Consider the following 26,088-nt stretch of genomic DNA (forward strand, 5'->3'; position numbering starts at 1 on the left):
TGTGACGCGCGCCATGCTCACCGCAGTATGTATGGATAAAATCGCACACACAATGCCCATATCTGCGGATCGGATCTGCGTTCATGCACACTCCTGAGCCGAGCGCCGACGGACTGCTCACACTCCTGGCCGTCGCGCGCACCGGCCGCTACACCGCCGCGGCCGACCTCCTGGGCATCAACCACACCACCGCCTCGCGCCGGGTCGCCGCGCTGGAGCAGGCGCTCGGCGGGCCGCTGCTGGCCCGCGGCGCCGCGGGCTGGGAGCTCACCGAACTCGGCCGGTCGGGCGCGGCCGCCGCAGAGCGGATCGAGGCGGTGCTCCACGGGCTCGACGCGGACACCGCCCACGACCTGCACGGCACGGTGCGCATCGCCGCGACCGACGGCTTCAGCGCCCGCGTCGTCGCGCCCGCGATCGCGGAACTCGGGCGCGCGCACCCGAGGCTGTCCGTCGACCTGCTGACGGTGACGCGCCGCGCACCGTCGACCCGCTCGGGCGTCGACATCGAGGTCGTCGTGGGCCGACCGGAGACCTACCGGGTGGAACCGGAACTCCTCGCGCCGTACCGGCTGGGCCTGTACGGCTCGCGGCAGTACCTCGCCACCGACGGGACGCCCGAGCACACGCGCGACCTCGCCGGCCGACCCCTCGTGTACTTCATCGACTCGATGCTCACCGTCGACGACCTGGACCTCGCCCGCGTGCTCGTGCCCGACATGACCGACCGGCTCAGCTCGACGAACGTGCTGGTGCACGTCGAGGCCACGTGCGCGGGCGCCGGCCTGGGCCTGCTCCCCTGCTTCCTCGCCGACAGCCGCCCCGACCTCGTGCGCGTCCTCCCCGACGAGGTCTCCGTGCAGCTCGAGTACTGGATGGTGGTGCGGCCGGAGGCGGCCCAGCGGCGCGAGGTCGCCGCCGTCGTCACCGCGCTGCGCGCGCAGGTGGCGGCGATGCGGGCGGTCCTCCTGGGCGCGATCCCCCACGGTTGAGCGACACCGCCCGCGCGGCGCGCTGCACCCCGCTGCCCCGACACCGCCCGCGAAGCCTCCGCCACGGCTAATGTGGAATTGCAAACCGCGCGTCGCGCAGTGCCGAACAAGGGGGTTCCCATGACCGTTCTCGCCGAGACCACCGGGACGCGGAACATCGGACTGTTGGGGATCGGGGCGTACCGTCCGGAGCGGGTGGTCACCAACGACGAGATCTGCGCGGGCATCGACTCCTCCGACGAGTGGATCTTCACCCGGACCGGCATCAAATCGCGCCGGTTCGCGCGCCGGGACGAGACCGTCGTGGAGATGGCGACGGCGGCGGGCCGTCGCGCCGTCGCGAACGCCCTCCTCACCGGCGCGGACATCGACGCCGTGATCGTGGCGACGAACACCCACTACCTGCAGACCCCCGCCGCGGGCGTGAAGGTCGCGACGGAGCTGGGCGCCAACGGTGTCCCGGCCTTCGACGTCACCGTGGGCTGCGCGGGCTTCGGCTACGCCATGGCCCTGGCGTCGGACATGGTGCGCGGCGGCAGTGCGACGCGGGTCCTGGTGATCGGCGCCGAACAACTGTCGGTGAGCATGGACATGACCGATCGCGGGAACTGCTTCATCTTCGGCGACGGCGCGGGGGCGGTCGTGGTCGGCCCGGCCGAGGAACAGCAGCTCGGCCCCGTGGTGTGGGGCAGCGACGGCACGCAGTTCAACGCGATCCGGCAGGACATCGACTGGATCAGCTACCTCGACGGCGACGACCACGAGGACCGCCCGTACCTGCGCCTGGAGGGCACCGCGGTGTTCCGCTGGGCCGCGTTCGAGATGGGCAAGGCGGCACAGCGCGCGCTCGACGCCGCGGGCGTCACCGCCGCCGACGTCGACGTCTTCGTCCCGCACCAGGCGAACTCGCGGATCAACGAGGTCCTGGCCCGCAGCCTGCACCTGCCCGAGCACACTGTGATCGCCGACGACATCGAACGCACCGGCAACACCTCCGCCGCATCCATCCCGCTGGCGATGGACGACCTGCTCTCCAGCGGCCGGGCGAAGCCCGGGCAGACCGCGCTGCTCCTCGGCTACGGAGCCGGGCTGAGCTACGCCGCGCAGGTCGTGAAGCTGCCGCCCGCGCCGTTCGACTGACGGCCGACCGACCGCCGCCCCCGGACCGCCACCGCGACCGCCGCCGCACCCGCCGCGGAGGCGCGACGACACCGCACCGCGCTAGACTGTCCGCTTGACCATGAGCGCATCGACTGCCGGCGGAGGGCCCTCGTTCACCCCCGAGGACCTGATCGGTTTCTTCGGGGGGCCGACCGTGCGCCGCGCGGGCGAGTACGTGGGCAGCGGCCTCATCGGCGACCTCGAGTGGGACGACGAGAAGCGCCTCGTCACGGGCGTCGTGGCCGGCACCCGCGAGTACGACACCCAGGTGTGGATCGAGCCCGGCGGCTCCGGCTGGCGTCCCGTGCGCAGCCTCTGCACCTGCCCGGTCGCCCTCAACTGCAAACACGGTGCCGCGCTGCTGCTCGAGCTCACCGCGGAGGACGTCGAGGAGAGCGAGGTCCCGCAGCCGGATCCCTGGGAGCGGCAGCTCGCCGCCCTGCTGCCCGAGGCCCCGCGGACCAGCGCCGCGGTGCTGCCCGTCGCGCTGCAGTTCGACGTCGACGAGCGCGGTGTCGTCTCCGGGCAGCGCCTGCAGGTACGGCTCGCGACGCCCGGCATGCGGGAGGGCTCGTGGGTGGCCGGCGACGTCCGGTGGCGCACCATCGCCACCGCGCCGCGGGTGGCGCCCGCGCAGCGCGACGTGCTCGCGCCGCTCGCGCAGCTCATCACCTGGTCGCTGTACGGGGTGGACGCCTGGGCCGACCTCGGCATGGTCGACACCCCGTTGCTGTGGGACCAGCTGCGCGCCGTCCGCGACGCGGGCGTGCCGCTGCTGAGCAAGAAACCCCGCGGCAGCGTGATCCTGGGCCCGCCCACGCGGCTCGGCCTGGTCACCCGCTCGGTGGACGGGACCGTCGAGCTGGACCGGGAGGTCGATTTCGGCGACGGTCCGCGGCCGTTCACCGGCGGACTGCTCGGCGCGCACCGCGCCCTCGGCGTCTTCCAGCAGGACGGCGACGTGCTGCGGCTCGCGCCGCTCGATCCGCCGCTGTCCCCGCAGCACACCACCGCGCTGCGCCGGTTCACCCCGGTCCGGGTGCCGACCGCCGCGGTTCCGGAGCTGCGCGAGAAGTACCTGCCGTACCTCGCGGCGGTGGCGCCGGTGCGCGACCCCGACCAGCTGGTCGGCGAGGTGGAGGTCTCCGGGCCCGAGTTGCTCTGCACCGCCCGCTACTTCCCCGAGGCCGCGGAGCTCGAGGTCGACTGGAAGTGGCGCTACACCGTCGGGGACGAGGCCCGCGACTACGTGCTCGGCCGCGAGCCCGCCGGACTGGCCGACGCCGTCGGGCAGCAGCGGATCACCCGCGCGATGGCCGTGGCGCTGCGCGAGGCCGCCGTCGGCGTGGACCATTCGCAGGGCTTCTACCGCGGCACCGAGGCCGCGGTGTGGTTGGCCGAGGTCGCGCCGGTGCTGCGCTCGGTGCCGTCGGTGATCGTCGAGGTCACCGACGATCCCGGGTTCCGCTGGGCGGAGAGCTCGGCCTCGGTGTCCGTGCGGGTCCGGTCGGAGTCCGACAACCCGTCGACGGACTGGTTCGACCTCGAGGTCGCCGTGGAGGTCGACGGCGAGGAGGTCCCGTTCCGCGACGTCTTCACCGCCGTCGCCGCGGGCCACGACACGCTCGTCACGCCCGGCGGCGTGCTCGCCCGCATCGACGGTGAGCGCTTCGACCGGCTGCGGGAGCTGATCGGCGAGGCGCGGGACCTGCCGGCGCGCGGCGCCAAGCGCTCCTCCCGCGGCGCGCCGGGCTCCGCGGACCGGGACGGCCTGCGTATCAGCCGATTCCAGGCGGGGCTCGTCGACGACCTCGCGGACCTCGCCGACGCCACCGATTTCGACGGTGACTGGTCCCGCCGCGTGGGTGCCCTGACGGCGGGCGACCTGGCGCGGCAGGAGGCACCGTCGACCCTGCGGGCCGAGCTCCGGCCCTACCAGCGCGACGGCCTGGACTGGCTGGCGTTCCTGTACGACAACGACTTCGGCGGCATCCTGGCCGACGACATGGGCCTCGGCAAGACGGTGCAGACGCTCGCGCTGATCTGCCGCGCGCACGAGCGCGCGGAGGCCCGGCCCGGCCCGTTCCTCGTGGTCGCGCCGACGTCGGTGGTGGGCAACTGGGCCGCGGAGTGCCGGCGGTTCGCGCCGCACCTGACCGTGGCGGTGGTGTCGGAGACCGCGCGCAAGTCCGGCTCGTCGATCGCCTCGGTGGTCGCGGACGCCGATCTGGTGCTGACGTCGTACACCCTGCTGCGGCTGGACGCCGAGGAGTACGCGGCGGTCTCCTGGGCGGGCGTGATCCTCGACGAGGCGCAGTTCGTGAAGAACCCGCGCTCGAAGGCGTTCGCGGCGGTCTCGCTGCTGGACCGCGCGTTCACGCTGGCCGTGACGGGCACCCCGATGGAGAACCATCTCGAGGAACTGTGGGCGCTCACCGCGCTGACGGTGCCGGGCCTGTTCCCCGGGCGGTCGTGGTTCGCGGAGGAGTACCGGCGGCCCATCGAGCGCGGCGGCGACGACGACCGGCTCGCGCGGCTGCGCCGCCGGGTGCGCCCGTTCATGCTGCGGCGGACCAAGGACCTCGTCGCGAAGGACCTGCCGGAGAAGACGGAATCGGTTGTGCAGGTGGAGCTCTCCGAGGAGCATCGGCACACCTACGATCGCGTGCTCGCCGACCAGCGGGCGAAGCTGCTGGGCCTGCTGGACGACTTCGAGGGCAACCGCTTCGAGATCCTGCGATCGCTGACCATGCTGCGGCGGCTCGCGCTGGACCCGTCGCTGGTGGACGAGGAGTTGGCGGTCGAGGACGTCGCCAAGCTCGACTACCTGGTGGAGAAGCTGGACGAGCTACTGGAGGAGCAGCACGCGGTGCTGGTGTTCAGCCAGTTCACGGGCTTCCTGCGCAAGGCGGCCGAGCGGCTCGACGAGGAGGGCGTGGAGTACGCCTACCTCGACGGCTCGACCACCGACCGCGCCGCGGCGATCGAGAAGTTCACCTCCGGCGACGTGCAGGTCTTCCTCATCTCGCTCAAGGCCGGCGGCTTCGGCCTGAACCTGGTGCAGGCCGACTACTGCTTCCTCCTGGACCCGTGGTGGAACCCCGCCGCGGAGGCGCAGGCCATCGACCGCGCGCACCGCATCGGCCAGACCCGCAGCGTGATGGTCTACCGGCTCGTCTCCGCCGACACCATCGAGGACAAGGTCATGGCGCTCAAGGAGCGCAAGGCCGCGCTGTTCGAGTCCGTCGTGGGCGGCGACGGCGGCTTCGACGCCCGGCTCGCCGCCGCCGACATCCGCGCGCTGTTCGAGGACTGAGGACCGGGCGAGAGCGATGACTCAGGCCGCGGTGAGGGCCTCGAGGGCGTGGCCGTCGGGCGAGCGGAAGTAGACGCCGCGGCCGCCGAAGCGGTGGTTGATCTCGCCGACGCCGGAACCGTCGGGGTGGGCGTGGTAGCTCAGGCCCCGCTCGGTGATCCGCGCGAAGATCTCGTCGAACTCCTTCTCGGAGACCAGGAACGCGTAGTGCTGCGGATGGATCGGCGCGGGCACCGTCATCACGTCGAGCACGACGTCGTTGGCAAGGCGGACCTGCTGGAAGTGCCCGCCGCCGATGTCCACCGGGTCCTCGAGACCGAGCAGTTCGGTGAGGAACCGCGCGGTCTCGAGGTTGTCGGAGGCGGCGACGATGGTGTGGTTCAGTTCGATGCTCATGCCTCGACGCTAGGACCTCAACCAGCGTTCATGTCAACGGCTCACGATCGGATTCGCGGCACCGATGAACCGCAGCACCGCCGTCCAGAAGGCCTCGGTGGCGGCACCGTCGAACTCCGCCGGGAGCGACGGATCCGTGAACAGGTGACCGGCGCCGGGGTACTGGAGGAACTCGCCGATCGCGCCCGCCTCCCCGACCGAGCGCAGCACCGATTCGACCGAGCCGGGCTGCCGGAACGGGTCGTCGAGCGCGTAGTGCAACTGCGCCGGCACACCCTGCGGCCAGTGATCCTGGCCGATCATGTCCAGCGGCAGCGCGCCGGAACAGAGCACCGCCCGCGCGACGGGCCGGTTGCCCGCGACGTACGTCGCCATGCCACCGCCGTTGGAGAAGCCCATGACCACGAGATCCTCCGGCAGCCCCGCGACCGCGGCGAGCGCCGACGCCATGAGCGCCGGGAAGCCGATGCCCTCGACATGGGCCGAGGCCTCGTCATAGGACTCGAAGACCCGCCCGTCGTACTGGTCGACGACGTGCACCACGTGCCCGGCGGCGCGCAGGCGGGCCGCGGCGTCACGAACGCCCTCGCGCACGCCGAGCACGGAGTGGAACAGTGCAACCGTGCTCATGCTGCGGCCCAGTGGTGGCCGCTCCAGTTCGCGAGGCGCTCGGTGGGGCCGGCGCCCTCGCGGGGCTCGACGACGGGGCCGAACGGGACGCCCTCCGCGCCGCGGATCGCGGCGGGGATGGACGCCTCGGCAACGGCGAGGGCGCGCTCGACGATCGCCGCGTCGCCGAACTCCGGATCCTGCCCGGTGGCGACGGCGAGGTCCCAGCCGTGCACGAGGGTCTCGTTGACGTACATGCCGAGCGCCGCGAAGCCGGGGACGACGCCCCACGGCACGGCGACCTCCCGCTCGAGCGGGGCGGCGTCCCACGCGGCGAGGGCGCGCTCGCGGGTGGCCCCGTAGGTGGCGGCGTCGTGGTCCTCCGCGAGGAAGGGCTGGCCCTCGACGGTGGCGGATTCGGCCAGCGCGACGGCGCGCAGGCCGACGGCGTTCATGTGCTGGGCCAGGGCGCGGACGTCGAACTCGTCGCACGGCGTGGGCAGGGCGAGCTGCTCCTCCGTCACGTTCGCGAGCAGGGACTGCACCCAGGCGGTGACGGCGGCGTAGGCGGGGCGGGGGTCAGTGGCTGTGTTGGTCATGGAAGCGATTCAACCGGCCAAACATGACACCTTCTGTCATGTTTGTCTGGCAATCTCGGATCCATGCGCGCCGACCGTCTCCTGTCCGTCCTCATGCTGCTGCGCCACCGCGGCACCATGACGGCCGCGCAGATCGCCGCGGAACTCGAGGTCTCCACCCGGACCGTGCTCCGCGACGTCGAGGCGCTCGGGGTCGCGGGCGTCCCCGTCTACACCGACCGCGGCCGCGGCGGCGGCATCAGCCTGCTCCCCGGCTACCGCACCGACCTCACGGGCCTCACCCTCGACGAGGCGAAGGCGCTCCTCGCGGGCGCCCCCGACTCCCCCGCCTTCGCGGGCGCCATGCGCAAGGTGGCGGCGGCGCTGCCGGAGGCGCACCGTCGGGAAGCGGCGGCCGCCGCGCAACGGATCCACGTGCGCCCCGACGGATTCGTCCGCGTCCCCGAGCCGGAGCCGCACCTCGGCGAGCTGCAGCGCGCCGTCATCGACGGGCTGCGGGTGCGGGCCACCTACACCGCGCGCGGAGGCGCACCGTCGGAGCGCGTGCTCGATCCCGTCGGCCTGGTGCACGCCGGGCAGGCCTGGTACCTCATGGCCCTGCGCGACGGCTCCCGGCGCACCTACCGCACCTCGCGGTTCTCCGCCGTCACCGTGCTGGCCGAGCCCGCCCGGCGGCCCGCCGAGGTGGACCTCGCGGCCGAGTTCGAGGAGTCCCGCGCGTCCTTCCGCTCCGGGCACGACGGCGTCCGGGTCGACCTGCGGGCCGACGAGTACGGCTGGACCAAGCTGTGCTCGTTCGGGACGGTCGTCACCCCGCCCGGGCCCGACGGTGCCGGCACCCTCGGGTTCACCGACCTCGGGCGCGCGGTCTGGACCCTGTGGGGCGCACTGCCGCACGTCGAGGTGCTCGGGCCGCCCGCGGTGCGCGCCGCTCTCCTCGCGCGCCTCGCCGACGCCGCCGAGGCTCTCGGCACCGCCTAGGACGACTCCTCGGCCATCGCGCGGCGGATCCAGTTCTCGACGCCGGCGATGTGCACGATCGCGCAGGCCTCCGCGACGTCCGCCTGCCCGGCGACCAGGGCGTCGTAGATCTGACGGTGCTCGGCCGCGGTCCGCGCGCGGGCGTCCTCCTGCTCGAGGCCGCGCCAGATCCGGGCCCGCAGAGTGGGTGCCGACAGGCCCGAGATGAGTGCCCGCAGTACAGGATTGCCCGACGCCTCGGCGATGGTCTGGTGGAACAGGATGTCCTGCTGCACCAGGGTCTCCATCGACGCGTCGGGGCCGCCGAGGGGCAGGGTCTCCTCGAGGATCGCGAGCTTCTCCGGGGTGATCCGCCCCGCCGCCATCGCCGTGGCGGCCGGCTCCAGGATGCGGCGCACCTCGAAGAAGTGCAGCACCGAGTCCTCCTGCTGGAAGTCGACCACGAAGCCCATCGTGTCGAGCAACAGGGTCGGTTCGAGGCTCGTCACGTAGGTGCCGTCGCCCTGCCGGACGTCCAGGATCCGCAGCATGGCGAGCGCGCGGATCGCTTCGCGCAACGAGTTGCGCGACAGGCCGAGCCTCGCGGCGAGGTCCGCCTCGCGCGGGAGGCGGCTCCCCGCGGGCAGTTCCCCGTCGGTGATCATCGCCTTGAGCTTGAGGATCGCGTCGTCCGTCCGCGAGATCCGCCCGGCACCCTCGTTGGTCGACATCGGTCAATCGTACCGACGCGCCGGCCCGGAGGGACTCACAACGCCGCCTCGAGATCGGCCCAGAGAGCATCCGGTGGAGGTGCCGCCAGCAGGGCGGCGTCGGCGCGGACCTCGGCCGCGGACCGCATGCCGAGCAGGACCGTCCGCACCGCCGGGTGGCGCAGGGGGAAGTGCACCGCGGCGTGCGGCAGCGTCGTCCCGTGTTCGCGGCACACCGCCGCGAGCCGGCGCGCCCGGTCGAGCACGTCGGGTGCGGCGGGCGCGTAGTCGTAGGTCGCTCCCGGACGCGGTGCCGTCGAGGCGGTGATGCCGGAGTTGAAGACCCCGCCGGCCGCCACGGACACCTCGCGCTCCAGGCACGCCGGGAGCAGATCCTCGCCCGCGCTGCGGTCGAGGATCGTGTACCGCCCCGCGACCAGGACCACGTCGAGGTCCGTCTCCCGGACGAAGCGGGTGAGCATGGCCGACTGGTTCATTCCGGCGCCGTACGACGTGATGACGCCCTGCCTGCGCAATTCGTCCAGCGCCGGGAACGCGCCGTCCAAGGCCTCCGCCGCGTGATCGTCGGGATCGTGGACGTAGACGACGTCGATCCGGTCGCGGCCCAGGCGTTCCAGGCTGGCCTCGAGCGAGCGCAGCACCCCGTCGCGGCTGAAGTCCCACACGCGCTCGACGTCCGCGGCGACCGCGAACCCCTCGGAGTCCGTGGCGTCCGCGGAGACGCGCGCGGGGCGCAGGATCCGGCCGACCTTGGTGGAGAGCACCACACCCCGTCGATCCGCCAGCGCAGCACCGAGCCTGCGTTCCGACAGTCCCAGGCCGTAGTGCGGGGCGGTGTCGAAGTAGTCGACGCCCGCGTCGGCCGCGGCGCGCACGGCGTCCACCGCCTCCGCGTCGTCCACGGCGGTGTACAGGTTCCCTATCGCCGCCGCACCGAAGGCGAGCGGCGCCACCCGCAGGCCGCCGCGGCCGAACGGCCGTGCCGCCGGGCGGGTTCCACCGAGGGGATCGAGGTTCGCCACGGTCACCTCGGGGGCGGCATGCGGAGGCCGCTCATGCCGCCGTCGACGGCCAGCGCAGTGCCCGTCGTGGCGGAGGCGGTAGGACTGAGCAGGTAGCAGATCGCCCCCGCCACTTCGGCATCCGTGACCAGTCGCCCGGTGGGCTGTCGCTGCCGCAGGTACTCGGCCTCCGCCTCGGGGTCGGCGGCCGCGTCCAGCAGGCGCCGCACCCAGGGGGTGTCGACGGTGCCCGGGTTGACGCAGTTGACGCGGATGCCCTCGCGCACATGGTCGGCCGCCATCGCGCGGGTCATCGCTTCGATCGCCCCCTTGGAGGCGCTGTACAACGCGCGGCCGGGCAGGCCCGCCGTCGCGGCGATCGAGCAGGTGTTGACCACGGCCGGATTGGGCGACCGACGCAGGTGCGGCAGGCTCGCGCGGGTCACCCGCACGGTGCCGAGCACGTTCACGTCCAACACCTTCCGCCAATCGTCGAGCGTCCCCGATTCGACGGTGCCCTGCGCGCCGATCCCCGCATTGTTCACCAGGCCGTCGATCCCGCCGAGGTACTCCGCGGCGGTCGCGACGGCCGCGGCGACCGATTCCTCGTCCGCGACGTCGCACGCGATGCCCATGGAGTCGGTCGGGGCGTCGTCGGGCTGCAGGTCGAGCACGGCGACGACCGCTCCGCGCACCATGAGCTCCTCCGTCGTCCGGCGCCCGATCCCCGAGGCGCCGCCCGTCACCACGGCCCGGAATCCGGCGAATTCGTCTGCGCTGCTCATGATGCTCCCTTCCAGGCCTCCCCGTCCGGGAAGCCGTACCGCACGAGCGTCTCCGGCCGGATCTGCGCCGAGAAGCCGGGCGCGGCGGGCGCCGCGTAGGTGCCGTTCTCGATGCGCACCGGGTCGAGGAAGTGCTCGTGGAGGTGATCGACGTACTCGATGGTGCGGTCGGCGACCGTTCCCGAGACGGCCACGAAGTCGAACATGGCGAGGTGCTGCACCAGCTCGCACAGTCCCACTCCCCCCGCGTGGGGGCACACCGGAACCCCGAACTTGGCCGCCAGCAGGAGGATCGCGATGTTCTCGTTGACGCCCGCGACGCGCGTGGAGTCGAGCTGCAGGACGTCGAGCGCCTCGGCCTGGAGGAGCTGCTTGAACAGCACCCGGCTGTGGGCGTGTTCGCCCGTGGCGATCCGGACCGGTGTCGCCCGGCGCCGGATCGCCGCGTGCGCGAGCACGTCGTCGGGGGCGGTCGGCTCCTCCACCCACCACGGATCGAACTCGCGGAGCCGGTCGATCGCCGCGACCGCGTCGTCGACGTCCCACCGCTGGTTCGCGTCGACGGCGATCCGCACGTCGTCGCCGACCGCCGAGCGCGCGAGCGCGAAGCGCCGGACGTCGTCGTCGATATCGGCGCCGACCTTGAGCTTGATCTGCGTGAACCCCTCGGCGACCGCTTCTTTCGCGAGCCGCACCAGCTTCTCGTCGGAGTATCCGAGCCAGCCGGGCGAGGTGGTGTAGGCCGGGTAGCCCTCGGCCCGGAGCGCCGCGGCCCGCTCCGCCCGGCCCGGCGCCGCACGTTCGAGCAGGGCGAGGGCCTCGTCGGGCGTGAGGGCATCGGTGAGGTACCGGAAGTCGACCAGATCCACGATCTCCTGGGGGCTCAGCCCGGCGAGCACCTGCCACAGCGGCAGTCCGGCCCGCTTGGCGCGCAGATCCCACAGGGCGTTGACCACCGCGCCGATCGCCATGTGCATGACGCCCTTCTCCGGCCCGAGCCAGCGCAGCTGGGCGTCGTAGACCAGCTCGCGCCACATTCCGCCGAGGTCGGCGAGGACCGCGTCGACGTCGCGCCCGAGGACGTACGGCGCGAGGGCCTCGATCGCGGCCCGCTGCACGTCGTTGCCCCGGCCGATGGTGAAGACGAAGCCGTGCCCCTCGAGCCCGTCGCCCGCGTCCGTCTCCAGGATCAGGTAGGCCGCCGAGTAGTCGGGATCGACGTTCATCGCATCCGAGCCGTCGAGTTCGGCGGAGGTGGGGAACCGCACGTCGAGGGTGCGGAACCCGGTGAAGACACCGGACATCTCAGGCCTCCCCGAGAACGGATCGGTGCCCGCCGAGCAGCTCGATGTGCGTCTCGATCACATCGCCGCGGCGCAGGTAGGGCTTCGGATCCGGGTACCCGAAGGCGACGCCCGCCGGGGTACCGGTGTTCACCACGTCACCGGGCTCGAGAACCATGAACCGGCTGAGATACCGGATGATCTCGCCGACGCCGAAGATCATCTGCGCGGTGTTCGCTCGCTGCCGGATCTCGCCGTTGACCGACAGCCGGATGTCGAGCCGCTGCGGATCGGGGATCTCGTCGGCGGTGACCAGCTCGGGGCCGAGCGGGTTGAAGGTCTCACAGTTCTTGCCCTTGTCCCACGTGCCGCCGCGGTTCATCTGGAAGTCCCGCTCGGAGACGTCGTCGGAGACGGTGTACCCGGCGACGCAGGCGAGCCCCTGCTCCGCATCGTCGAGATAGCGTGCGGTGCTGCCGATCACGGCGGCCAGCTCCACCTCGTAGTCGGTGGCGACGGAGCCCCGCGGGATCAGGACCTCGTCGTACGGGCCGACGATCGTCGCCGACGTCTTGAGGAACATCACGGGCTCGGCCGGCTTCTCGTGCCGGGTCTCCTCGGCGTGAGCCAGGTAGTTCACACCGATGCACACGACCTTGCCCGGCCGCGCGACGGGAGCGCCGACGCGGAGCCCCGCGGGATCGAACGCCGGCAGTCGCCCCGCGCGCAGGGCCTCCGCGAGCAGGCGCTGCGCGTCGCCGACTGTGCCCGGGTGGTAGTCGGAGACCACCGCGGAAGCGTCGTACCACCGCCCGTCCCCCGGGGACACGATCGGCCGCTCCGCGCCCGCTTCTCCGACTCGTCGCAGTCTCATCGACGTCCTCTCGCGCTAGAGTGATCCACCCGGAGCGGCCCCGGGTACCTCCGCCACAGCGGTTCACGCCGTGTCATGAGTCACACTCACCGACTCTAAACATCGGACCTCTGTTGGTCAACACGCTGCACAACAGGGACAGCCACCCTAGACTGTGGGACGAGTTCGAGAAGTGATCGGAGGAATAGTGTCGGAGACGATCGCCCTGCACACCCGCCTCAAGGCGGGAGCCGAGGCGGAGTACGACCGGGTGCACGCCGCGATCCCCGCCGATCTCGACGGCGCGCTCCGCGCGGCGGGGGTCCGTTCGTGGCGGATCTGGCGCGACGGGCGCGAGCTCTTCCACCTCGTCGAGGTCGACGACTACCGCGCCATGCGGAAGCGGCTCGCGGACCACCCCGCGAACGTGCCCTGGCAGGCCCGCATGGCGGAGTTGCTCGACGTCCCCGACGACTACTCCGGCGACGACCGCGGCATCCCCCTCGTGTGGGCCCTCCCCCTCGACCCCGCATGACCGTCGACGCCCACCACCACCTCTGGGACCGCGCGCGGCTCGACCACCGCTGGCTCGACTCGCCCGGCCTCGAAGCCATCCGCCGCGACTTCTCCCCCGCCGACCTCGCCGCGGCCAGGACGGCGGCGAGTACCGTCGCCGGCCCGATCACCAGGACCGTCGCGGTCCAGGCGCTGAACTCCTCCGCGGAGACGCACGACCTGCTCGCGGCCTCCGGCCCCGCGGACGCCGTCGTCGGGTGGGTGGACCTGATCTCCTCCCGGTGCGCCACCCGGCTCGACCAGCTGGCCGCCGCACCCGGCGGCGGAACGCTGCGCGGGCTGCGTCACCTGGTACAGGACGAGCCGGACCCGCGATGGCTCGTGCGCCCGGCCGTGCTCCGCGGGCTCGCCGCGGCCGCCGACCGGTGGCTCGCCTTCGACCTCCTCGTCCGTGGGCCGCAACGGCCCGCCGCCCTGGAAGCGGCGCGCCTCGCCCCCGGGACCTCGTTCGTGATCGATCACGCGGGGAAGCCCGCGATCGGCGCCGGCGAGTGGGAGCCGTGGGCCTCGTGGATCACGGACATGGCCGCGCTCCCCAACGTCACCTGCAAACTGTCGGGACTGGTCACCGAGTGCCCGCCCCGGCCGTGGAGCAGGAAGCTCATCGAGCCCTACGCACGGCACGTGCTCGAGTCCTTCGGCGCCGATCGGGTCATGTTCGGCTCCGACTGGCCGGTCTGCCTGCTGCAGGCCTCGTACACCGAGGTGCTCACGCTCACCGTCGACCTGCTCGACGGTGCGTCGCCGACCGAACGCGAGGCCGTGCTCGGCGGGACCGCCCGACGCGTGTACCGGCTCGGAGCCTGATCAGGCGAGGGCGACCCGGACGACGGTGCCGTCCGGCCCGCTCGTGGCGACGGCGCGGCCCGTGCGGTCACCGTCGGGGAAATGGAGCGTGAGATCGGCGCCCTCGCCGGCGAAGTTGCGCCACCACTGCTTCTGCTCCGGCATCGCGACGCCGATGACGACCTCGTCGCCCGTGCGGCGGTACGCGACCGGCAGGGAGAACCGCTTGCCGGATTTGCGCCCGGTGTAACTCACCGTGACCATCGACTTCCCCAGCGCGGGTCCGATGACCGGCAGCGAGAGCAACGGCGTGAAGGCGGTGTTGAACAGCTTGGCGGAGCGCTGGAACAGGTTCATGCCACCACGGTAGCCGCGTCGGCATACTGGGGTGGTGAAGCTGATCCTCAACATCATCTGGCTGGTGTTCTGCGGGTTCTGGATGGCCGTGGGCTACGCGGTCGCAGGGATCATCTGCTGCCTCCTGATCGTGACGATCCCCTTCGGGCTGGCCTCGTTCCGCATCGCCAACTACGCGCTGTGGCCGTTCGGGCGGACCGTCGTGGATCGCCCCGGCGCCGGCGCCGCGTCCCTGCTGGGCAACATCATCTGGTTGCTGGTCGCGGGGATCTGGCTGGCGATCGGGCACATCGTGACCGGTATCGCGCTGTGCCTGACCATCATCGGCATCCCCATGGCCGTCGCGAACTTCAAGATGATCCGCCTGTCGCTGCTGCCGCTGGGCTCGGAGATCGTGCCCACGTCGTAGCGGTCCCGGTCAGCGGCCGAGGATCGCGCGGCGCAGGTCGGGGCGTCGGAGGATCATCGCCAGCCAGATCAGCACGCCCACATAGACGCCCGAGAGGACGAAGCCGGCGATCGGCTGCTCGGCGCGGAGGTTGATCGCGACGGCGCCGCCGAGGTAGCCGGTGAGGTAGATCGCGCCGATCACCGCCGTGCGCGGGATCGTCCACAACACGACACCGACGAGCAGCACGACGCCGATGACCAGGATGTGCTTCTCCTGGAAGCCGAGCTTCAGGGTGCCGTCGATCACCGCCTGCGGCTTCGTCAGCTTGCCCAGGACGTCGAAGACAAGGAACGCCCAGACCAGCACGGTGATGACCATGCCCGCGATCCAGGACTTCGAGCGGGCGGCGCGAGGTTCGGCGGTGGGATCCGTGGCGGTGGCGGCGGTCATGACAGCTCCTCGGCTCAGTGTTCACGGTGTGAACATCAGTAATGTTCACACCGTACACACGACTGGTCGGGTGCGTCAATGCGCCGTGTCGTGGTGAAGGGGGTGGCGTCCGGCGGGGAATCGGCGCGGCGCCGGTCAACGCCACCGACATCGCTCGCAACCGCCGCGAACGGCGCACCAAGCATTCCCGCTGCCGACGCCCACGAGCGCTGCCGAGTACCGGCAGCGCTCGCGGACTTCGGCAGCGCCGGCCGCACGATCGGCAGCGCTCGAGAGAATCGGCAGCGTAGGGGATGTGTGTCGACGGCGTCGCGGGCCTATTGCCGCCCGGCCCGGCGCACCGTCGGACATGAAAACGGCCCCCGACCTGCTTGCGCAGATCGGGGGCCGAGTTCAGGGCTTACCGGTAACCGTCGGAGAAGCCGTAGTCGTCGAGCGGCACCGCAGCGCCGGACGGGGCGCCGAACGCACCCTCCGGGCCGTAGTACTGGTCGTCGAACGTCGGCACCGAGTACGCGGCCGCGCGGGCCTCCTCGGTCGGCTGCACCTGGATGTTCCGGTACTTGTTGATGCCCGTACCGGCCGGGATGAGCTTACCGATGATGACGTTCTCCTTGAGGCCCACCAGCTTGTCGGAGCGGGTGTTGATCGCGGCGTCCGTGAGCACGCGGGTGGTCTCCTGGAAGGAGGCCGCCGACAGCCACGAGTCGGTCGCGAGCGAGGCCTTGGTGATGCCCATGAGCACCGGACGGCCGGCCGCGGGCTCGCCGCCCTCGGCCACGACGCGACGGTTCTCCGCCTCGAACTCCGAGCGCTCCGTCAGCGAACCGGGCAGGAACTCCGTCGAACCCGAGTCGATGATCGTGACGCGACGCAGCATCTGCCGGACGATCGTCTCGATGTGCTTGTCGTGGATCGACACACCCTGCGACCGGTACACCTCCTGGACCTCGTTGACCAGGTGCACCTGCACCTGGCGCGGGCCCATGACGCGCAGCACCTCGTGCGGATCGGCAGCGCCCTCGAGGAGCTGCTGGCCCACCTGCACGTGGTCACCGTCGGCCAGCAGGCGCTCGCTGCCGTCCTCGTGCTTGAACACGCGGAGACGCTGGCGCTTGCTGATCTTGTCGTACACGACCTCGTCGCTGCCGTCGTCCGGCGTGATGGTGATCGTGTAGAACCGGTCGTCGTCCTCCAGGCGGATGCGGCCGGAGACCTCGGCGATCGGGGCCTTGCCCTTGGGGACACGGGCCTCGAACAGCTCGGTGACTCGCGGCAGACCGCCGGTGATGTCGTCACCGACGCCACCCTGGTGGAAGGTACGCATCGTCAGCTGGGTACCGGGCTCACCGATCGACTGCGCGGCGACGATACCGACGGCCTCGCCGATGTCGACGAGCTTGCCGGTCGCCATCGAGCGGCCGTAGCAGGTGGCGCAGACGCCGGTGCCGGTGGTGCAGGTGAGCACGGAGCGCACCTTCACCTCGGCGATGCCGGCCTCGAGCAGCGCCTCGATCTGCGGGTCGCCCAGGTCGTGACCGCGCTCGACGACGACGGTGCCGTCCTTGGCCACCGCGTCCTCGGCGAGGGTACGGGCGTAGGCCGAGGTCTCGACGTGCGCGTCGCGGATGAGCGAGCCGTCGGCCTGCACCTCCGCCAGCGGGACGACGATGCCGCGGCTCGTGCCGCAGTCGGTCTCGCGGACGATGACGTCCTGCGAGACGTCGACCAGACGACGGGTCAGGTAGCCCGAGTCGGCGGTACGCAGAGCGGTATCGGCCAGACCCTTACGCGCGCCGTGGGTGTTGATGAAGTACTCCAGCACCGTCAGGCCCTCGCGGAACGAGGACTTGATCGGACGCGGGATGAACTCACCCTTCGGGTTCGTCACCAGACCCTTCATGCCCGCCAGGTTCCGCACCTGGGTCATGTTGCCGGTAGCACCCGACTTCGGGATCATCGTGATCGGGTTGTCGGCCGGGTAGAAGTCGTCGATCGCCTTACCGACCTCGTCCGTGGCCTGCTTCCAGATCTCCACCAGCGCGTCGCGCCGCTCACCCGAGGTGAGGGCACCGCGGGCGTACTTGCGCTCGATGCCGTCGGCGCGCTCCTCGTAGCGGTCGAGGATCTCCTTCTTGCTCGGCGGAACGAGCACGTCGGACATCGAGACCGTGACACCCGACCGCGTGGCCCAGTAGAAGCCGGCGTCCTTGAGCTTGTCGACGGTCTGCGCGACCACGATCATCGGGTACCGCTCGGCCAGGTCGTTGATGATCACGGCCTGACGCTTCTTCGGCATCTGCTCGTCGATGAACGGGTAGTCCGCCGGGAGCAGCTCGTTGAACAGCACGCGGCCCAGCGTGGTCTCGGCCGTCCAGGCCTGACCGCGCTCCCACGCACCGTCGAACTGCTCGGCCTCGATCTCGGCCGACGGACGCTGCTGCGTGAGCCGCACCTTGATCGGCGCCTGGATCGACAGGTCACCCAGGTCGACCGCCATGATGGCCTCGGCCGGCGACGAGTACACGCCCTTCTCCGGCTGATCCTTCGCGGCGGGCTCGTAGTGCCCGACGGCGTCCTTCTTCTCGGTCGTCAGGTGGTACAGGCCGGTCACCATGTCCAGACGGGGCATGGCGAGCGGACGGCCCGACGCCGGCGACAGGATGTTGTTCGAGGACAGCATCAGGATGCGGGCCTCGGCCTGCGCCTCCGCGGACAGCGGCAGGTGCACGGCCATCTGGTCACCGTCGAAGTCGGCGTTGAAGGCCTCACAGACGAGCGGGTGCAGCTGGATCGCCTTGCCCTCGACGAGCTGCGGCTCGAACGCCTGGATGCCCAGTCGGTGCAGCGTGGGCGCACGGTTGAGCAGCACGGGGTGCTCGGCGATGACCTCTTCGAGGACGTCCCACACCTGCGGGCGCTGCCGCTCGACCATGCGCTTGGCCGACTTGATGTTCTGCGCGTGGTTGAGATCCACCAGGCGCTTCATCACGAACGGCTTGAACAGCTCGAGCGCCATCAGCTTCGGCAGGCCGCACTGGTGCAGCTTGAGCTGCGGACCCACGACGATGACCGAACGGCCCGAGTAGTCCACGCGCTTGCCGAGCAGGTTCTGGCGGAACCGGCCCTGCTTGCCCTTGAGCAGATCCGACAGCGACTTCAGCGGGCGGTTGCCCGGTCCGGTGACCGGACGGCCGCGGCGGCCGTTGTCGAACAGCGCGTCGACGGACTCCTGCAGCATCCGCTTCTCGTTGTTGACGATGATCTCGGGCGCGCCGAGGTCGATCAGTCGCTTGAGGCGGTTGTTGCGGTTGATCACGCGACGGTAGAGGTCGTTCAGGTCGGACGTGGCGAACCGGCCACCGTCGAGCTGGACCATCGGGCGCAGCTCCGGCGGGATCACCGGCACCGCGTCGAGGACCATGCCCAGCGGCGAGTTGCCCGACTGCTGGAACGCCGCGACGACCTTGAGTCGCTTCAGCGCCCGGAGCTTCTTCTGTCCCTTGCCCGAACGGATCGTCTCGCGCAGCGACTCGGCCTCGGCGTCGATGTCGAAGTTCTCGATGAGCTTCTTGATCGCCTCGGCGCCCATCGCGCCCTTGAAGTACTCGCCGTAGCGGTCCTGCAGCTCACGGTAGAGCTTCTCGTCGACGATCATGTCCTTCGGCGCCAGCTTGACGAAGGTCGACCAGATCTCGTCGAGCTCGTCGATGGCACGCTGCGCGCGGTCGCGGATCTGCCGCATCTCGCGCTCGCCGCCGTCCTTGACCTTGCGGCGCTGGTCGGCCTTGGCGCCCTCGGCCTCGAGGACGGCCAGGTCGTCCTCCAGCTTCTTGGCGCGGTTCTCGAGATCCACGTCGCGCTGGTCGGCGATGACCTTCTTCTCGGACTCGATCTCGGCCTCGAGCGTGGACTGCTCGTTGTGGCGCTGCTCCTCGTCGACCTCCGTGATCACGTAGGCGGCGAAGTAGATGATCTTCTCGAGATCCTTGGGCGCCAGGTCCAGCAGGTACCCGAGGCGCGACGGGACGCCCTTGAAGTACCAGATGTGGGTGACGGGCGCGGCCAGCTCGATGTGGCCCATCCGCTCACGACGCACCTTGGCGCGAGTGACCTCGACGCCGCAGCGCTCGCAGATGATGCCCTTGAAGCGGACGCGCTTGTACTTACCGCAGTAGCACTCCCAGTCGCGGGTCGGGCCGAAGATCTTCTCGCAGAAGAGGCCGTCCTTCTCGGGCTTGAGCGTGCGGTAGTTGATGGTCTCGGGCTTCTTGACCTCGCCGTAGCTCCAGTTACGGATGTCATCGGCGGTCGCCAGACCGATCTTCAGTTCGTCGAAGAAGTTGACGTCGAGCACTTCTCTCCTAATTCGTTCGGTTGGCGGGGACTAGTTGGCGAGGTCTTCGGCGGAGGCGTTCTCGTTGCGCGAGAGGTTGATGCCGAGGTTGGCAGCAGCGCGCTCGAGATCCTCGTCGTCGCCGTCCGCCATCTCGATGGCGGCACCGTCGGACGACAGCACCTCCACGTTCAGGCAGAGCGACTGGAGCTCCTTGAGGAGCACCTTGAACGACTCGGGAATGCCGGGCTCGGGGATGTTCTCGCCCTTGACGATCGCCTCGTACACCTTCACGCGGCCGACCACGTCGTCCGACTTGATGGTGAGCAGCTCCTGCAGGGTGTAGGCGGCGCCGTAGGCCTGCATGGCCCAGCACTCCATCTCGCCGAAGCGCTGACCACCGAACTGCGCCTTACCACCCAGCGGCTGCTGCGTGATCATCGAGTACGGGCCGGTCGAACGGGCGTGGATCTTCTCGTCGACCAGGTGGTGCAGCTTGAGGATGTACATGTAGCCGATGGCCACCGGGTACGGGAAGGGCTCGCCCGAGCGGCCGTCGAACAGGGTCGCCTTGCCGTCGGCCTGGACCATCACGTCACCGTCGCGGTTCGGGAGCGTCGAGCCGAGCAGGCCGGCCAGCTCCTCGTCCCGCGCACCGTCGAAGACGGGGGTGGCGGTGTTGGTGTCCTTCGGCTGGCTGTACATCTCCTCGGGCAGCTGCGCCGCCCACTCGGGGATGTTCCCGTTCTCGTCGCGCACGTCCCAGCCGGTCTTGGCGACCCACCCGAGGTGCGTCTCCAGGATCTGGCCGATGTTCATACGACGCGGCACGCCGTGCGTGTTCAGGATGATGTCGACCGGGGTGCCGTCGGGCAGGAAGGGCATGTCCTCGGCGGGGAGGATCTTGCCGATGACGCCCTTGTTGCCGTGGCGGCCGGCCAGCTTGTCGCCGTCCTGGACCTTGCGCTTCTGGGCCACGTACACGCGGACCAGCTCGTTCACGCCGGGGGCCAGCTCGTCGTCGTCGTCGCGCGAGAAGACGCGGACGCCGATGACCTTGCCGGTCTCGCCGTGGGGCACCTTGAGCGAGGTGTCGCGGACCTCGCGCGCCTTCTCACCGAAGATCGCGCGGAGCAGCCGCTCCTCCGGGGTCAGCTCGGTCTCGCCCTTCGGGGTGACCTTGCCGACCAGGATGTCGCCGTCGCGGACCTCGGCGCCGATGCGGATGATGCCGCGCTCGTCGAGATCGGCCAGCACCTCGTCGGAGACGTTCGGGATGTCCCGGGTGATCTCCTCCGCGCCCAGCTTCGTGTCGCGGGCATCGATCTCGTGCTCCTCGATGTGGATGGACGTGAGCACGTCCTCCTCCACCAGGCGCTGCGAGAGGATGATCGCGTCCTCGTAGTTGTGGCCCTCCCACGGCATGATCGCCACGAGCAGGTTCTTGCCGAGCGCCATCTCACCGTTGTCGGTGCAGGGGCCGTCGGCCAGGACCTGGCCGCTCTCGACCCGCTGGCCGGCGTTCACGATCGGACGCTGGTTGGCGCAGGTGCCCTGGTTGCTGCGCGCGAACTTGCGCAGCTTGTAGGTCTTGCGCGTGCCCTCGTCGGCCATGACCGTGATGAAGTCGGCCGAGACCTCCTCCACGACGCCCGACTTCTCGGTGATGACGACGTCACCGGCGTCGACCGCGGCGCGCAGCTCCATACCGGTGCCGACCAGCGGCGACTCGGAACGGACCAGCGGCACGGCCTGGCGCTGCATGTTCGCGCCCATGAGGGCACGGTTGGCGTCGTCGTGCTCGAGGAACGGGATCATCGCGGTCGCGACCGAGACCATCTGGCGCGGCGAGATGTCCATGTACTCCACGGCGGAGACGGGGACGAACTCCACCTCGGAGCCGCGCTTCCGCACGAGCACCTTCTCGTCGGTCAGGCGACCGTTCGCGTCGGTGGCCGCGTTGGCCTGCGCGATGTAGTAGCGGTCCTCCTCGTCGGCCGTCATGTAGACGATCTCGTCGGTGGTCTGACCGTTCTCGACCTTGCGGTACGGCGTCTCGATGAAACCGAACGGGTTGACCCGCGCGTACACCGACAGCGAACCGATCAGGCCGATGTTGGGGCCCTCAGGGGTCTCGATCGGGCACATGCGGCCGTAGTGCGACGGGTGGACGTCGCGGACCTCGAGGCCGGCGCGCTCACGCGACAGGCCGCCGGGGCCGAGCGCCGAGAGGCGACGCTTGTGCGTCAGGCCCGACAGCGGGTTGTTCTGGTCCATGAACTGCGACAGCTGCGAGGTGCCGAAGAACTCCTTGATCGCCGCCGAGACCGGGCGGATGTTGATCAGGGTCTGCGGGGTGATCGCCTCGACGTCCTGCGTGGTCATGCGCTCGCGGACGACGCGCTCCATGCGGGACAGGCCCACGCGGAGCTGGTTCTGGATCAGCTCGCCGACGGTGCGCAGGCGACGGTTGCCGAAGTGGTCGATGTCGTCGACCTCGACGGGCACCTCCTCGCCGCCCGGGACGGTCATGTAGGTCAGCTGCTCCGACGGTGCCTCGTGCAGGCGCACGAGGTACTCGATCGTCGCGACGATGTCCTCCTCGGTGAGCACCAGCGGCTGCGTGCCGTCGGAGTTCGCCGGGAGACCGAGCTTCTTGTTCAGCTTGTACCGGCCGACGCGGGCCAGGTCGTAGCGCTTCTCCTTGAAGAACAGGTTCTCCAGCAGGGTCTGCGCCGACTCCTTCGTGGGCGGCTCGCCCGGGCGCAGCTTGCGGTAGATGTCGAGCAGCGCCTCGTCGGTGCCGGCGGTGTTGTCCTTCTCCAGGGTGGACCGCATGATCTCCGAGAAGCCGAAGCGCTCGAGGATCTGCTCGCTGGTCCAACCGAGGGCCTTGAGCAGCACGGTGACGGGCTGGCGACGCTTGCGGTCGATGCGGACGCCGACGGTGTCGCGCTTGTCCACGTCGAACTCGAGCCACGCGCCGCGGGCCGGGATGACCTTCACGCTGTGCAGCGGCTTCTCGGTCGACTTGTCGATGGTCTCGTCGAAGTACACGCCCGGGCTACGGACGAGCTGCGAGACGACGACGCGCTCGGTGCCGTTGATGATGAACGTGCCCTTGTCCGTCATCATGGGGAAATCGCCCATGAAGACGGTCTGCGACTTGATCTCGCCGGTGTTGTTGTTGATGAACTCGGCGGTGACGAACAGCGGCGCCGCGTACGTCATGTCCTTGTCCTTGCACTCCTCGATCGAGGCCTTGACCTCGTCGAAGCGCGGATCGGAGAAGGAGAGAGACATCGAGCCCGAGAAGTCCTCGATGGGCGACAGCTCAGCGAGGATGTCCTCCAGACCGCCGGTGGGCTGTGCCTCGCCGCGCGCGGCGGCCTTCTCCCGCCAAGCGGGCGTACCGACGAGCCACTCGAACGAGTCGATCTGCAGGTCGAGCAGGCCCGGCACGGGAAGGGGCTCGGAGATCTTCGCGAACGACACACGCTTGGGCGCTCCGGGCACCACGGCGTCGTTCTGATCGTTCTGAGTCTGGCTGGAGACGGAGACTGCCAAGATGCGTCCTCTGCTGTGACTAGTAACGTTGCCAAAACTGTGCTGACGGCAACCCGCAGAGTACGGCCCCTACGAAGGGCGAATATTCAGATGGGCAGGAGGCAGCCAGCGCAACGTCCAACATTAACAGAGGAATGACCGCCCCGCAAGGGGCAGTCCAGACTAAGCCCCACCGGGCTCGCGCGCAAGCATGACGCGCGCCGTTCTTCGAACACCGGCATCGTCGGTCGGCCCTGCCGTAGCCCCGGCCGCGGGCTGGCTGCCGTGCGGACCGAAGGCACCCGAGGATGCTCTCACGTGGACACGAGCACATCGCGTCCTGCCGATAACTCTGACCCGAATCCGCGCGAACGTCAAGCGAAAGCGCCGATTTCCTTCGAATATCGGAGACGACTCACCCGCGGAGACGACGACACCGGCCCGGGAATGGTTCCCGGGCCGGTGTTCGGTCAGTGTGACGACGGTGCGGTCAGCGCCCGTCCTCCACCTTCGGCAGGTGATCGGTGGGATTCTCGTCCGCCTGCGTGACCTCGTAGGCCGACGTCGGGGACTCGTCGCCCGCGTACTCCTTCTGGATCGAGACGGGAGCCGTCTCCGGGGCCTGCTGGTACTGCTGCTGCGCAGCGACCGCCGGCGCGGTGGTGGCGTAGTCCGCCGGATCGTCGCCGAGGTCCTTGCGGATGGCGATCTGCGCCTTCTCCGGCAGCGTCGGGAGGATCTGGCGGACGCGGGCCTTGCGCCGCTGCTCCCCCTTGCGGGGCGGCATGCCGGGCGTGGGCTGCATCTGCGGCGCGATCTCGTCCGGAACGTCGACGCCACCGTCGGAGTGGCCCGCGGCGACGCGTGCCATCTCGGCCTCCATCTGCGCCGAGTCCTTCTCCTCCGACATACCGATCGGGCCGATCATCGAGCCCGAGAGGAACTGCTTGACCACCGGCTCCTCGGAGGTGAGGAGCACCTCGCGGGGGCCGAACATGACGAGGTGCTTGAGGAAGAGCATGCCCATGTTGTCGGGCACCGTGCGGGCGATGTTGATGTTGTGCGAGACGATCAGCGTGGTGCAGTCGATCTGCGCGTTGATGTCCATCAGCAGCTGGCTGGTGTAGGTGGTACGCACGGGGTCGAGACCGGAGTCCGGCTCGTCGACGAGCATGATCTGCGGGTCCATCACGAGGGCGCGGGCCAGGCCGGCGCGCTTACGCATACCGCCGGAGATCTCACCGGGGAGCTTGTCCTCCGCGCCAATCAGACCGACCATCTCGAGCTTCTCCATCGTGATCTGACGGATCTCGCTCTCCTTCTTCTTCGTGTGCTCACGAAGCGGGAAGGCCGTGTTGTCGTACAGGTTCATCGAGCCGAACAGGGCGCCGTCCTGGAACAGCACGCCGAACATCTTGCGGATCTCGTACAGCTCCGACGACGTACAGGTGAGGATGTCGGTGCCGTCGATGATGATCTCGCCCTCCTCGGGGCGCAGCAGACCGATCAGCGACTTCAGGAACACCGACTTGCCGGTACCCGACGGGCCGAGCAGAACCGAGACCTCGCCGGCGGGCAGGGTCAGCGAGACGTCGGACCAGATGTTCTGGGACCCGAACGACTTCGTCAGGTTCTTGGTAGTTACTTCGACACCCACTGTCGGAGACCTTTCGTCGCACTCCATGGTGTGGCTCGCGCCACAGACCGCTGGGAGCACAGTACCCCAGTACCCGCTGGTGGCGGTACCGGACCTGTTCTATTCGGACCCGGTGGCACCGTCGCAGAACGAGAACCGCCCCGTCGCACGGGGCGACGGGGCGGTTGACAGCACTGACGTGCGGTTCGGCTATTACTTGACCGAAACCGAAGCGCCGGCCTCCTCGAGCTTGGCCTTGGCGGCGTCGGCGGCCTCCTTGTCGACCTTCTCCAGGATCGGCTTGGGGGCGCCCTCGACGAGGTCCTTCGCCTCCTTCAGGCCGAGGCCCGAAACCAGCTCGCGGACGACCTTGATGACCTGGATCTTCTTGTCGCCGGCACCCTCGAGGATGACGTCGAACTCGTCCTGGTCGGCAGCCGCGCCGGCGTCGCCGCCGGCAGCCGGGGCAGCACCGGCAGCCGCGACGGCGACCGGAGCAGCAGCGGTGACCTCGAAGGTCTCCTCGAAAGCCTTCACGAACTCGCTGAGCTCGAGCAGGGTCAGCTCCTTGAAAGCATCAAGCAGCTCGTCGGTGGTGAGCTTCGCCATGGTGGCGTCCTTCCGTTCAGTCTTGCTCGCTGATCCGCGAGGCAAGGTGGTGATGGTTCCCGCGAGCGGTGCGCGCGGGGGTTCGCTGGATCAGCGGTCTTACGCGGCAGCCTCGTCGGCGGCCTTCTTCTCCTGCAGCGCGGCGGCCAGGCGGGCCACCTGCGAGGCGGGAGCGTTGAACAGGCCAGCGGCCTTCGCCAAGTTGCCCTTCATGGCACCGGCGAGCTTGGCCAGGAGCACCTCGCGCGACTCGAGATCGGCGATACGCTCGACCTCGGCCACGGACAGCGCCTTGCCGTCCATGTAGCCGCCCTTGATGACCAGGGCCTTGTTGTCCTTGGCGAACTTCTTGATCGCCTTGGCGGCCTCGACCGGCTCACCCTCGATGAAGGCGATGGCGGTCGGGCCCTCGAACAGCTCGTCCAGGCCCTCGACGCCAGCATCCTTGGCGGCGAGCTTGACCAGGGTGTTCTTGGCGACGGAGTAGGTGGCACCAGCTCCGAGCGAACGACGCAGCTCGGTGATGGAACCGACCGACAGCCCGCGGTACTCGGTGACCACGGTGGCCGTGGACTTCGAGAACTTCTCGGCGATCTCAGCGACTGCTGCGACCTTCTCGGCGTTTGCCATACTTCGCCTCCTCTCTACGTGTCATCCGTCTTGGGAGGCCTTGCCCTGAAACGACGAAATCCCCGGGCGCAGGGCGCACGGGGAA

Annotated in this window: 21 protein-coding genes and 1 pseudogene; 7 read left to right on the forward strand and 15 right to left on the reverse strand. The window is 70.1% G+C overall.

The genetic code is table 11. The features are described 5' to 3' along the window. Window positions 1-83: 83 nt before the first annotated feature. The 3 genes from ELY19_RS04085 (at window position 84) to ELY19_RS04095 (ending at window position 5,469) form a co-directional block, all read left to right on the forward strand. The gene (locus tag ELY19_RS04085; protein WP_126195069.1) at window positions 84-992 is read left to right on the forward strand and encodes a LysR family transcriptional regulator; all 909 of its coding nucleotides are present in this window, start codon (window positions 84-86) and stop codon (window positions 990-992) included. A gap of 120 nt (window positions 993-1,112) precedes the next feature. Beyond that, entirely contained in the window at window positions 1,113-2,132 is a 1,020-nt protein-coding gene (locus tag ELY19_RS04090) for a beta-ketoacyl-ACP synthase III (protein WP_126195070.1), read from the forward strand. A gap of 100 nt (window positions 2,133-2,232) precedes the next feature. Continuing rightward, window positions 2,233-5,469 (forward strand): DEAD/DEAH box helicase, encoded by a 3,237-nt coding sequence (locus tag ELY19_RS04095; protein WP_126195071.1) that lies wholly within the window; start codon window positions 2,233-2,235, stop codon window positions 5,467-5,469. A 21-nt stretch (window positions 5,470-5,490) separates the two neighbouring features. Here ELY19_RS04095 and ELY19_RS04100 read toward each other — a convergent pair whose 3' ends face one another. From ELY19_RS04100 to ELY19_RS04110, 3 genes are read right to left on the reverse strand one after another with little or no spacing between them, the layout of a single operon-like run. Further along, a complete protein-coding gene (locus ELY19_RS04100; RefSeq protein WP_126195072.1) occupies window positions 5,491-5,865 on the reverse strand; it encodes a VOC family protein in 375 nt (124 codons plus the stop codon). Window positions 5,866-5,898: 33 nt separating this feature from the next. Further along, a complete protein-coding gene (locus ELY19_RS04105) occupies window positions 5,899-6,495 on the reverse strand; it encodes a dienelactone hydrolase family protein (protein ID WP_197715979.1) in 597 nt (198 codons plus the stop codon). Next, window positions 6,492-7,073: a TIGR03086 family metal-binding protein gene (locus tag ELY19_RS04110; RefSeq protein WP_126195073.1), complete on the reverse strand. Its 582-nt coding sequence runs from the start codon at window positions 7,071-7,073 to the stop codon at window positions 6,492-6,494. The genes ELY19_RS04105 and ELY19_RS04110 overlap by 4 nt, the downstream gene beginning before the upstream one ends. Window positions 7,074-7,136: 63 nt before the next feature. Here ELY19_RS04110 and ELY19_RS04115 point away from each other — a divergent pair, with 63 nt between their 5' ends. Then, window positions 7,137-8,054 carry a helix-turn-helix transcriptional regulator gene (locus ELY19_RS04115; protein ID WP_126195074.1) on the forward strand — a complete coding sequence of 306 codons (918 nt, stop codon included), beginning with the start codon at window positions 7,137-7,139 and terminating at the stop codon, window positions 8,052-8,054. On the opposite strand, the gene ELY19_RS04120 is transcribed toward ELY19_RS04115, so the two are convergent. Genes ELY19_RS04120 through ELY19_RS04140 form a run of 5 tightly spaced genes read right to left on the reverse strand, consistent with a single transcriptional unit; the run spans window position 8,051 to window position 12,707 of the window. After that, window positions 8,051-8,764: a FadR/GntR family transcriptional regulator gene (locus ELY19_RS04120; RefSeq protein ID WP_227967179.1), complete on the reverse strand. Its 714-nt coding sequence runs from the start codon at window positions 8,762-8,764 to the stop codon at window positions 8,051-8,053. The two genes, ELY19_RS04115 and ELY19_RS04120, sit on opposite strands and share 4 nt — an antisense overlap. A gap of 35 nt (window positions 8,765-8,799) precedes the next feature. Next, window positions 8,800-9,786: an aldo/keto reductase gene (locus ELY19_RS04125; RefSeq protein ID WP_126195075.1), complete on the reverse strand. Its 987-nt coding sequence runs from the start codon at window positions 9,784-9,786 to the stop codon at window positions 8,800-8,802. A 2-nt stretch (window positions 9,787-9,788) separates the two neighbouring features. After that, the gene (locus ELY19_RS04130) at window positions 9,789-10,550 is read right to left on the reverse strand and encodes an SDR family NAD(P)-dependent oxidoreductase (RefSeq protein ID WP_126195076.1); all 762 of its coding nucleotides are present in this window, start codon (window positions 10,548-10,550) and stop codon (window positions 9,789-9,791) included. Continuing rightward, window positions 10,547-11,854 carry an enolase C-terminal domain-like protein gene (locus ELY19_RS04135; protein ID WP_126195077.1) on the reverse strand — a complete coding sequence of 436 codons (1,308 nt, stop codon included), beginning with the start codon at window positions 11,852-11,854 and terminating at the stop codon, window positions 10,547-10,549. The genes ELY19_RS04130 and ELY19_RS04135 overlap by 4 nt, the downstream gene beginning before the upstream one ends. A 1-nt stretch (window position 11,855) precedes the next feature. After that, entirely contained in the window at window positions 11,856-12,707 is an 852-nt protein-coding gene (locus ELY19_RS04140) for a fumarylacetoacetate hydrolase family protein (RefSeq protein WP_126195078.1), read from the reverse strand. 187 nt (window positions 12,708-12,894) lie between these two features. Here ELY19_RS04140 and ELY19_RS04145 point away from each other — a divergent pair, with 187 nt between their 5' ends. After that, entirely contained in the window at window positions 12,895-13,221 is a 327-nt protein-coding gene (locus ELY19_RS04145; protein WP_197715980.1) for an L-rhamnose mutarotase, read from the forward strand. Next, window positions 13,218-14,069, forward strand: a complete 852-nt coding sequence (locus tag ELY19_RS04150) for an amidohydrolase family protein (protein WP_126195079.1) — start codon at window positions 13,218-13,220, stop codon at window positions 14,067-14,069. Before ELY19_RS04145 ends, ELY19_RS04150 begins: the two co-directional genes overlap by 4 nt. On the opposite strand, the gene ELY19_RS04155 is transcribed toward ELY19_RS04150, so the two are convergent. Then, window positions 14,070-14,405 (reverse strand): hypothetical protein, encoded by a 336-nt coding sequence (locus ELY19_RS04155; RefSeq protein ID WP_126195080.1) that lies wholly within the window; start codon window positions 14,403-14,405, stop codon window positions 14,070-14,072. 34 nt (window positions 14,406-14,439) lie between these two features. Between ELY19_RS04155 and ELY19_RS04160 the strand changes: the two genes are divergently transcribed. Then, the gene (locus tag ELY19_RS04160) at window positions 14,440-14,814 is read left to right on the forward strand and encodes a YccF domain-containing protein (RefSeq protein ID WP_126195081.1); all 375 of its coding nucleotides are present in this window, start codon (window positions 14,440-14,442) and stop codon (window positions 14,812-14,814) included. A 9-nt stretch (window positions 14,815-14,823) separates the two neighbouring features. On the opposite strand, the gene ELY19_RS04165 is transcribed toward ELY19_RS04160, so the two are convergent. The 6 genes and pseudogenes from ELY19_RS04165 to rplJ form a co-directional block, all read right to left on the reverse strand. Then, the gene (locus ELY19_RS04165) at window positions 14,824-15,246 is read right to left on the reverse strand and encodes a DoxX family protein (protein WP_126195082.1); all 423 of its coding nucleotides are present in this window, start codon (window positions 15,244-15,246) and stop codon (window positions 14,824-14,826) included. Between the two features lie 400 nt (window positions 15,247-15,646). Next, complete coding sequence (locus ELY19_RS04170) at window positions 15,647-19,603, reverse strand: DNA-directed RNA polymerase subunit beta' (RefSeq protein WP_126195083.1); 3,957 nt, start codon at window positions 19,601-19,603, stop codon at window positions 15,647-15,649. 30 nt (window positions 19,604-19,633) lie between these two features. Further along, window positions 19,634-23,184: pseudogene (rpoB, locus tag ELY19_RS04175) on the reverse strand (DNA-directed RNA polymerase subunit beta). Between the two features lie 434 nt (window positions 23,185-23,618). Next, window positions 23,619-24,785 carry an ABC transporter ATP-binding protein gene (locus ELY19_RS04180; RefSeq protein ID WP_164711508.1) on the reverse strand — a complete coding sequence of 389 codons (1,167 nt, stop codon included), beginning with the start codon at window positions 24,783-24,785 and terminating at the stop codon, window positions 23,619-23,621. A 192-nt stretch (window positions 24,786-24,977) separates the two neighbouring features. After that, on the reverse strand, window positions 24,978-25,373 hold the full coding sequence (gene rplL / locus ELY19_RS04185) for a 50S ribosomal protein L7/L12 (RefSeq protein WP_126195086.1): 396 nt from the start codon (window positions 25,371-25,373) through the stop codon (window positions 24,978-24,980). Window positions 25,374-25,472: 99 nt separating this feature from the next. Further along, window positions 25,473-26,003 (reverse strand): 50S ribosomal protein L10, encoded by a 531-nt coding sequence (gene rplJ / locus ELY19_RS04190; RefSeq protein WP_126195087.1) that lies wholly within the window; start codon window positions 26,001-26,003, stop codon window positions 25,473-25,475. Between the last annotated feature and the right edge of the window lie 85 nt (window positions 26,004-26,088).

The organism is Tsukamurella paurometabola (assembly GCF_900631615.1).
GTDB lineage: Bacteria > Actinomycetota > Actinomycetes > Mycobacteriales > Mycobacteriaceae > Tsukamurella > Tsukamurella paurometabola_A.

Bases quoted from the DNA above. Each gene is read 5' to 3' on its own strand.
- ELY19_RS04085 (WP_126195069.1), top strand. From the start codon at position 84: ATGCACACTCCTGAGCCGAGCGCCGACGGACTGCTCACACTCCTGGCC.
- ELY19_RS04090 (WP_126195070.1), top strand. From the start codon at position 1,113: ATGACCGTTCTCGCCGAGACCACCGGGACGCGGAACATCGGACTGTTG.
- ELY19_RS04095 (WP_126195071.1), top strand. From the start codon at position 2,233: ATGAGCGCATCGACTGCCGGCGGAGGGCCCTCGTTCACCCCCGAGGAC.
- ELY19_RS04100 (WP_126195072.1), bottom strand. From the start codon at position 5,865: ATGAGCATCGAACTGAACCACACCATCGTCGCCGCCTCCGACAACCTC.
- ELY19_RS04105 (WP_197715979.1), bottom strand. From the start codon at position 6,495: ATGAGCACGGTTGCACTGTTCCACTCCGTGCTCGGCGTGCGCGAGGGC.
- ELY19_RS04110 (WP_126195073.1), bottom strand. From the start codon at position 7,073: ATGACCAACACAGCCACTGACCCCCGCCCCGCCTACGCCGCCGTCACC.
- ELY19_RS04115 (WP_126195074.1), top strand. From the start codon at position 7,137: ATGCGCGCCGACCGTCTCCTGTCCGTCCTCATGCTGCTGCGCCACCGC.
- ELY19_RS04120 (WP_227967179.1), bottom strand. From the start codon at position 8,764: ATGTCGACCAACGAGGGTGCCGGGCGGATCTCGCGGACGGACGACGCG.
- ELY19_RS04130 (WP_126195076.1), bottom strand. From the start codon at position 10,550: ATGAGCAGCGCAGACGAATTCGCCGGATTCCGGGCCGTGGTGACGGGC.
- ELY19_RS04135 (WP_126195077.1), bottom strand. From the start codon at position 11,854: ATGTCCGGTGTCTTCACCGGGTTCCGCACCCTCGACGTGCGGTTCCCC.
- ELY19_RS04140 (WP_126195078.1), bottom strand. From the start codon at position 12,707: ATGAGACTGCGACGAGTCGGAGAAGCGGGCGCGGAGCGGCCGATCGTG.
- ELY19_RS04150 (WP_126195079.1), top strand. From the start codon at position 13,218: ATGACCGTCGACGCCCACCACCACCTCTGGGACCGCGCGCGGCTCGAC.
- ELY19_RS04155 (WP_126195080.1), bottom strand. From the start codon at position 14,405: ATGAACCTGTTCCAGCGCTCCGCCAAGCTGTTCAACACCGCCTTCACG.
- ELY19_RS04165 (WP_126195082.1), bottom strand. From the start codon at position 15,246: ATGACCGCCGCCACCGCCACGGATCCCACCGCCGAACCTCGCGCCGCC.
- rplL (WP_126195086.1), bottom strand. From the start codon at position 25,373: ATGGCGAAGCTCACCACCGACGAGCTGCTTGATGCTTTCAAGGAGCTG.
- rplJ (WP_126195087.1), bottom strand. From the start codon at position 26,003: ATGGCAAACGCCGAGAAGGTCGCAGCAGTCGCTGAGATCGCCGAGAAG.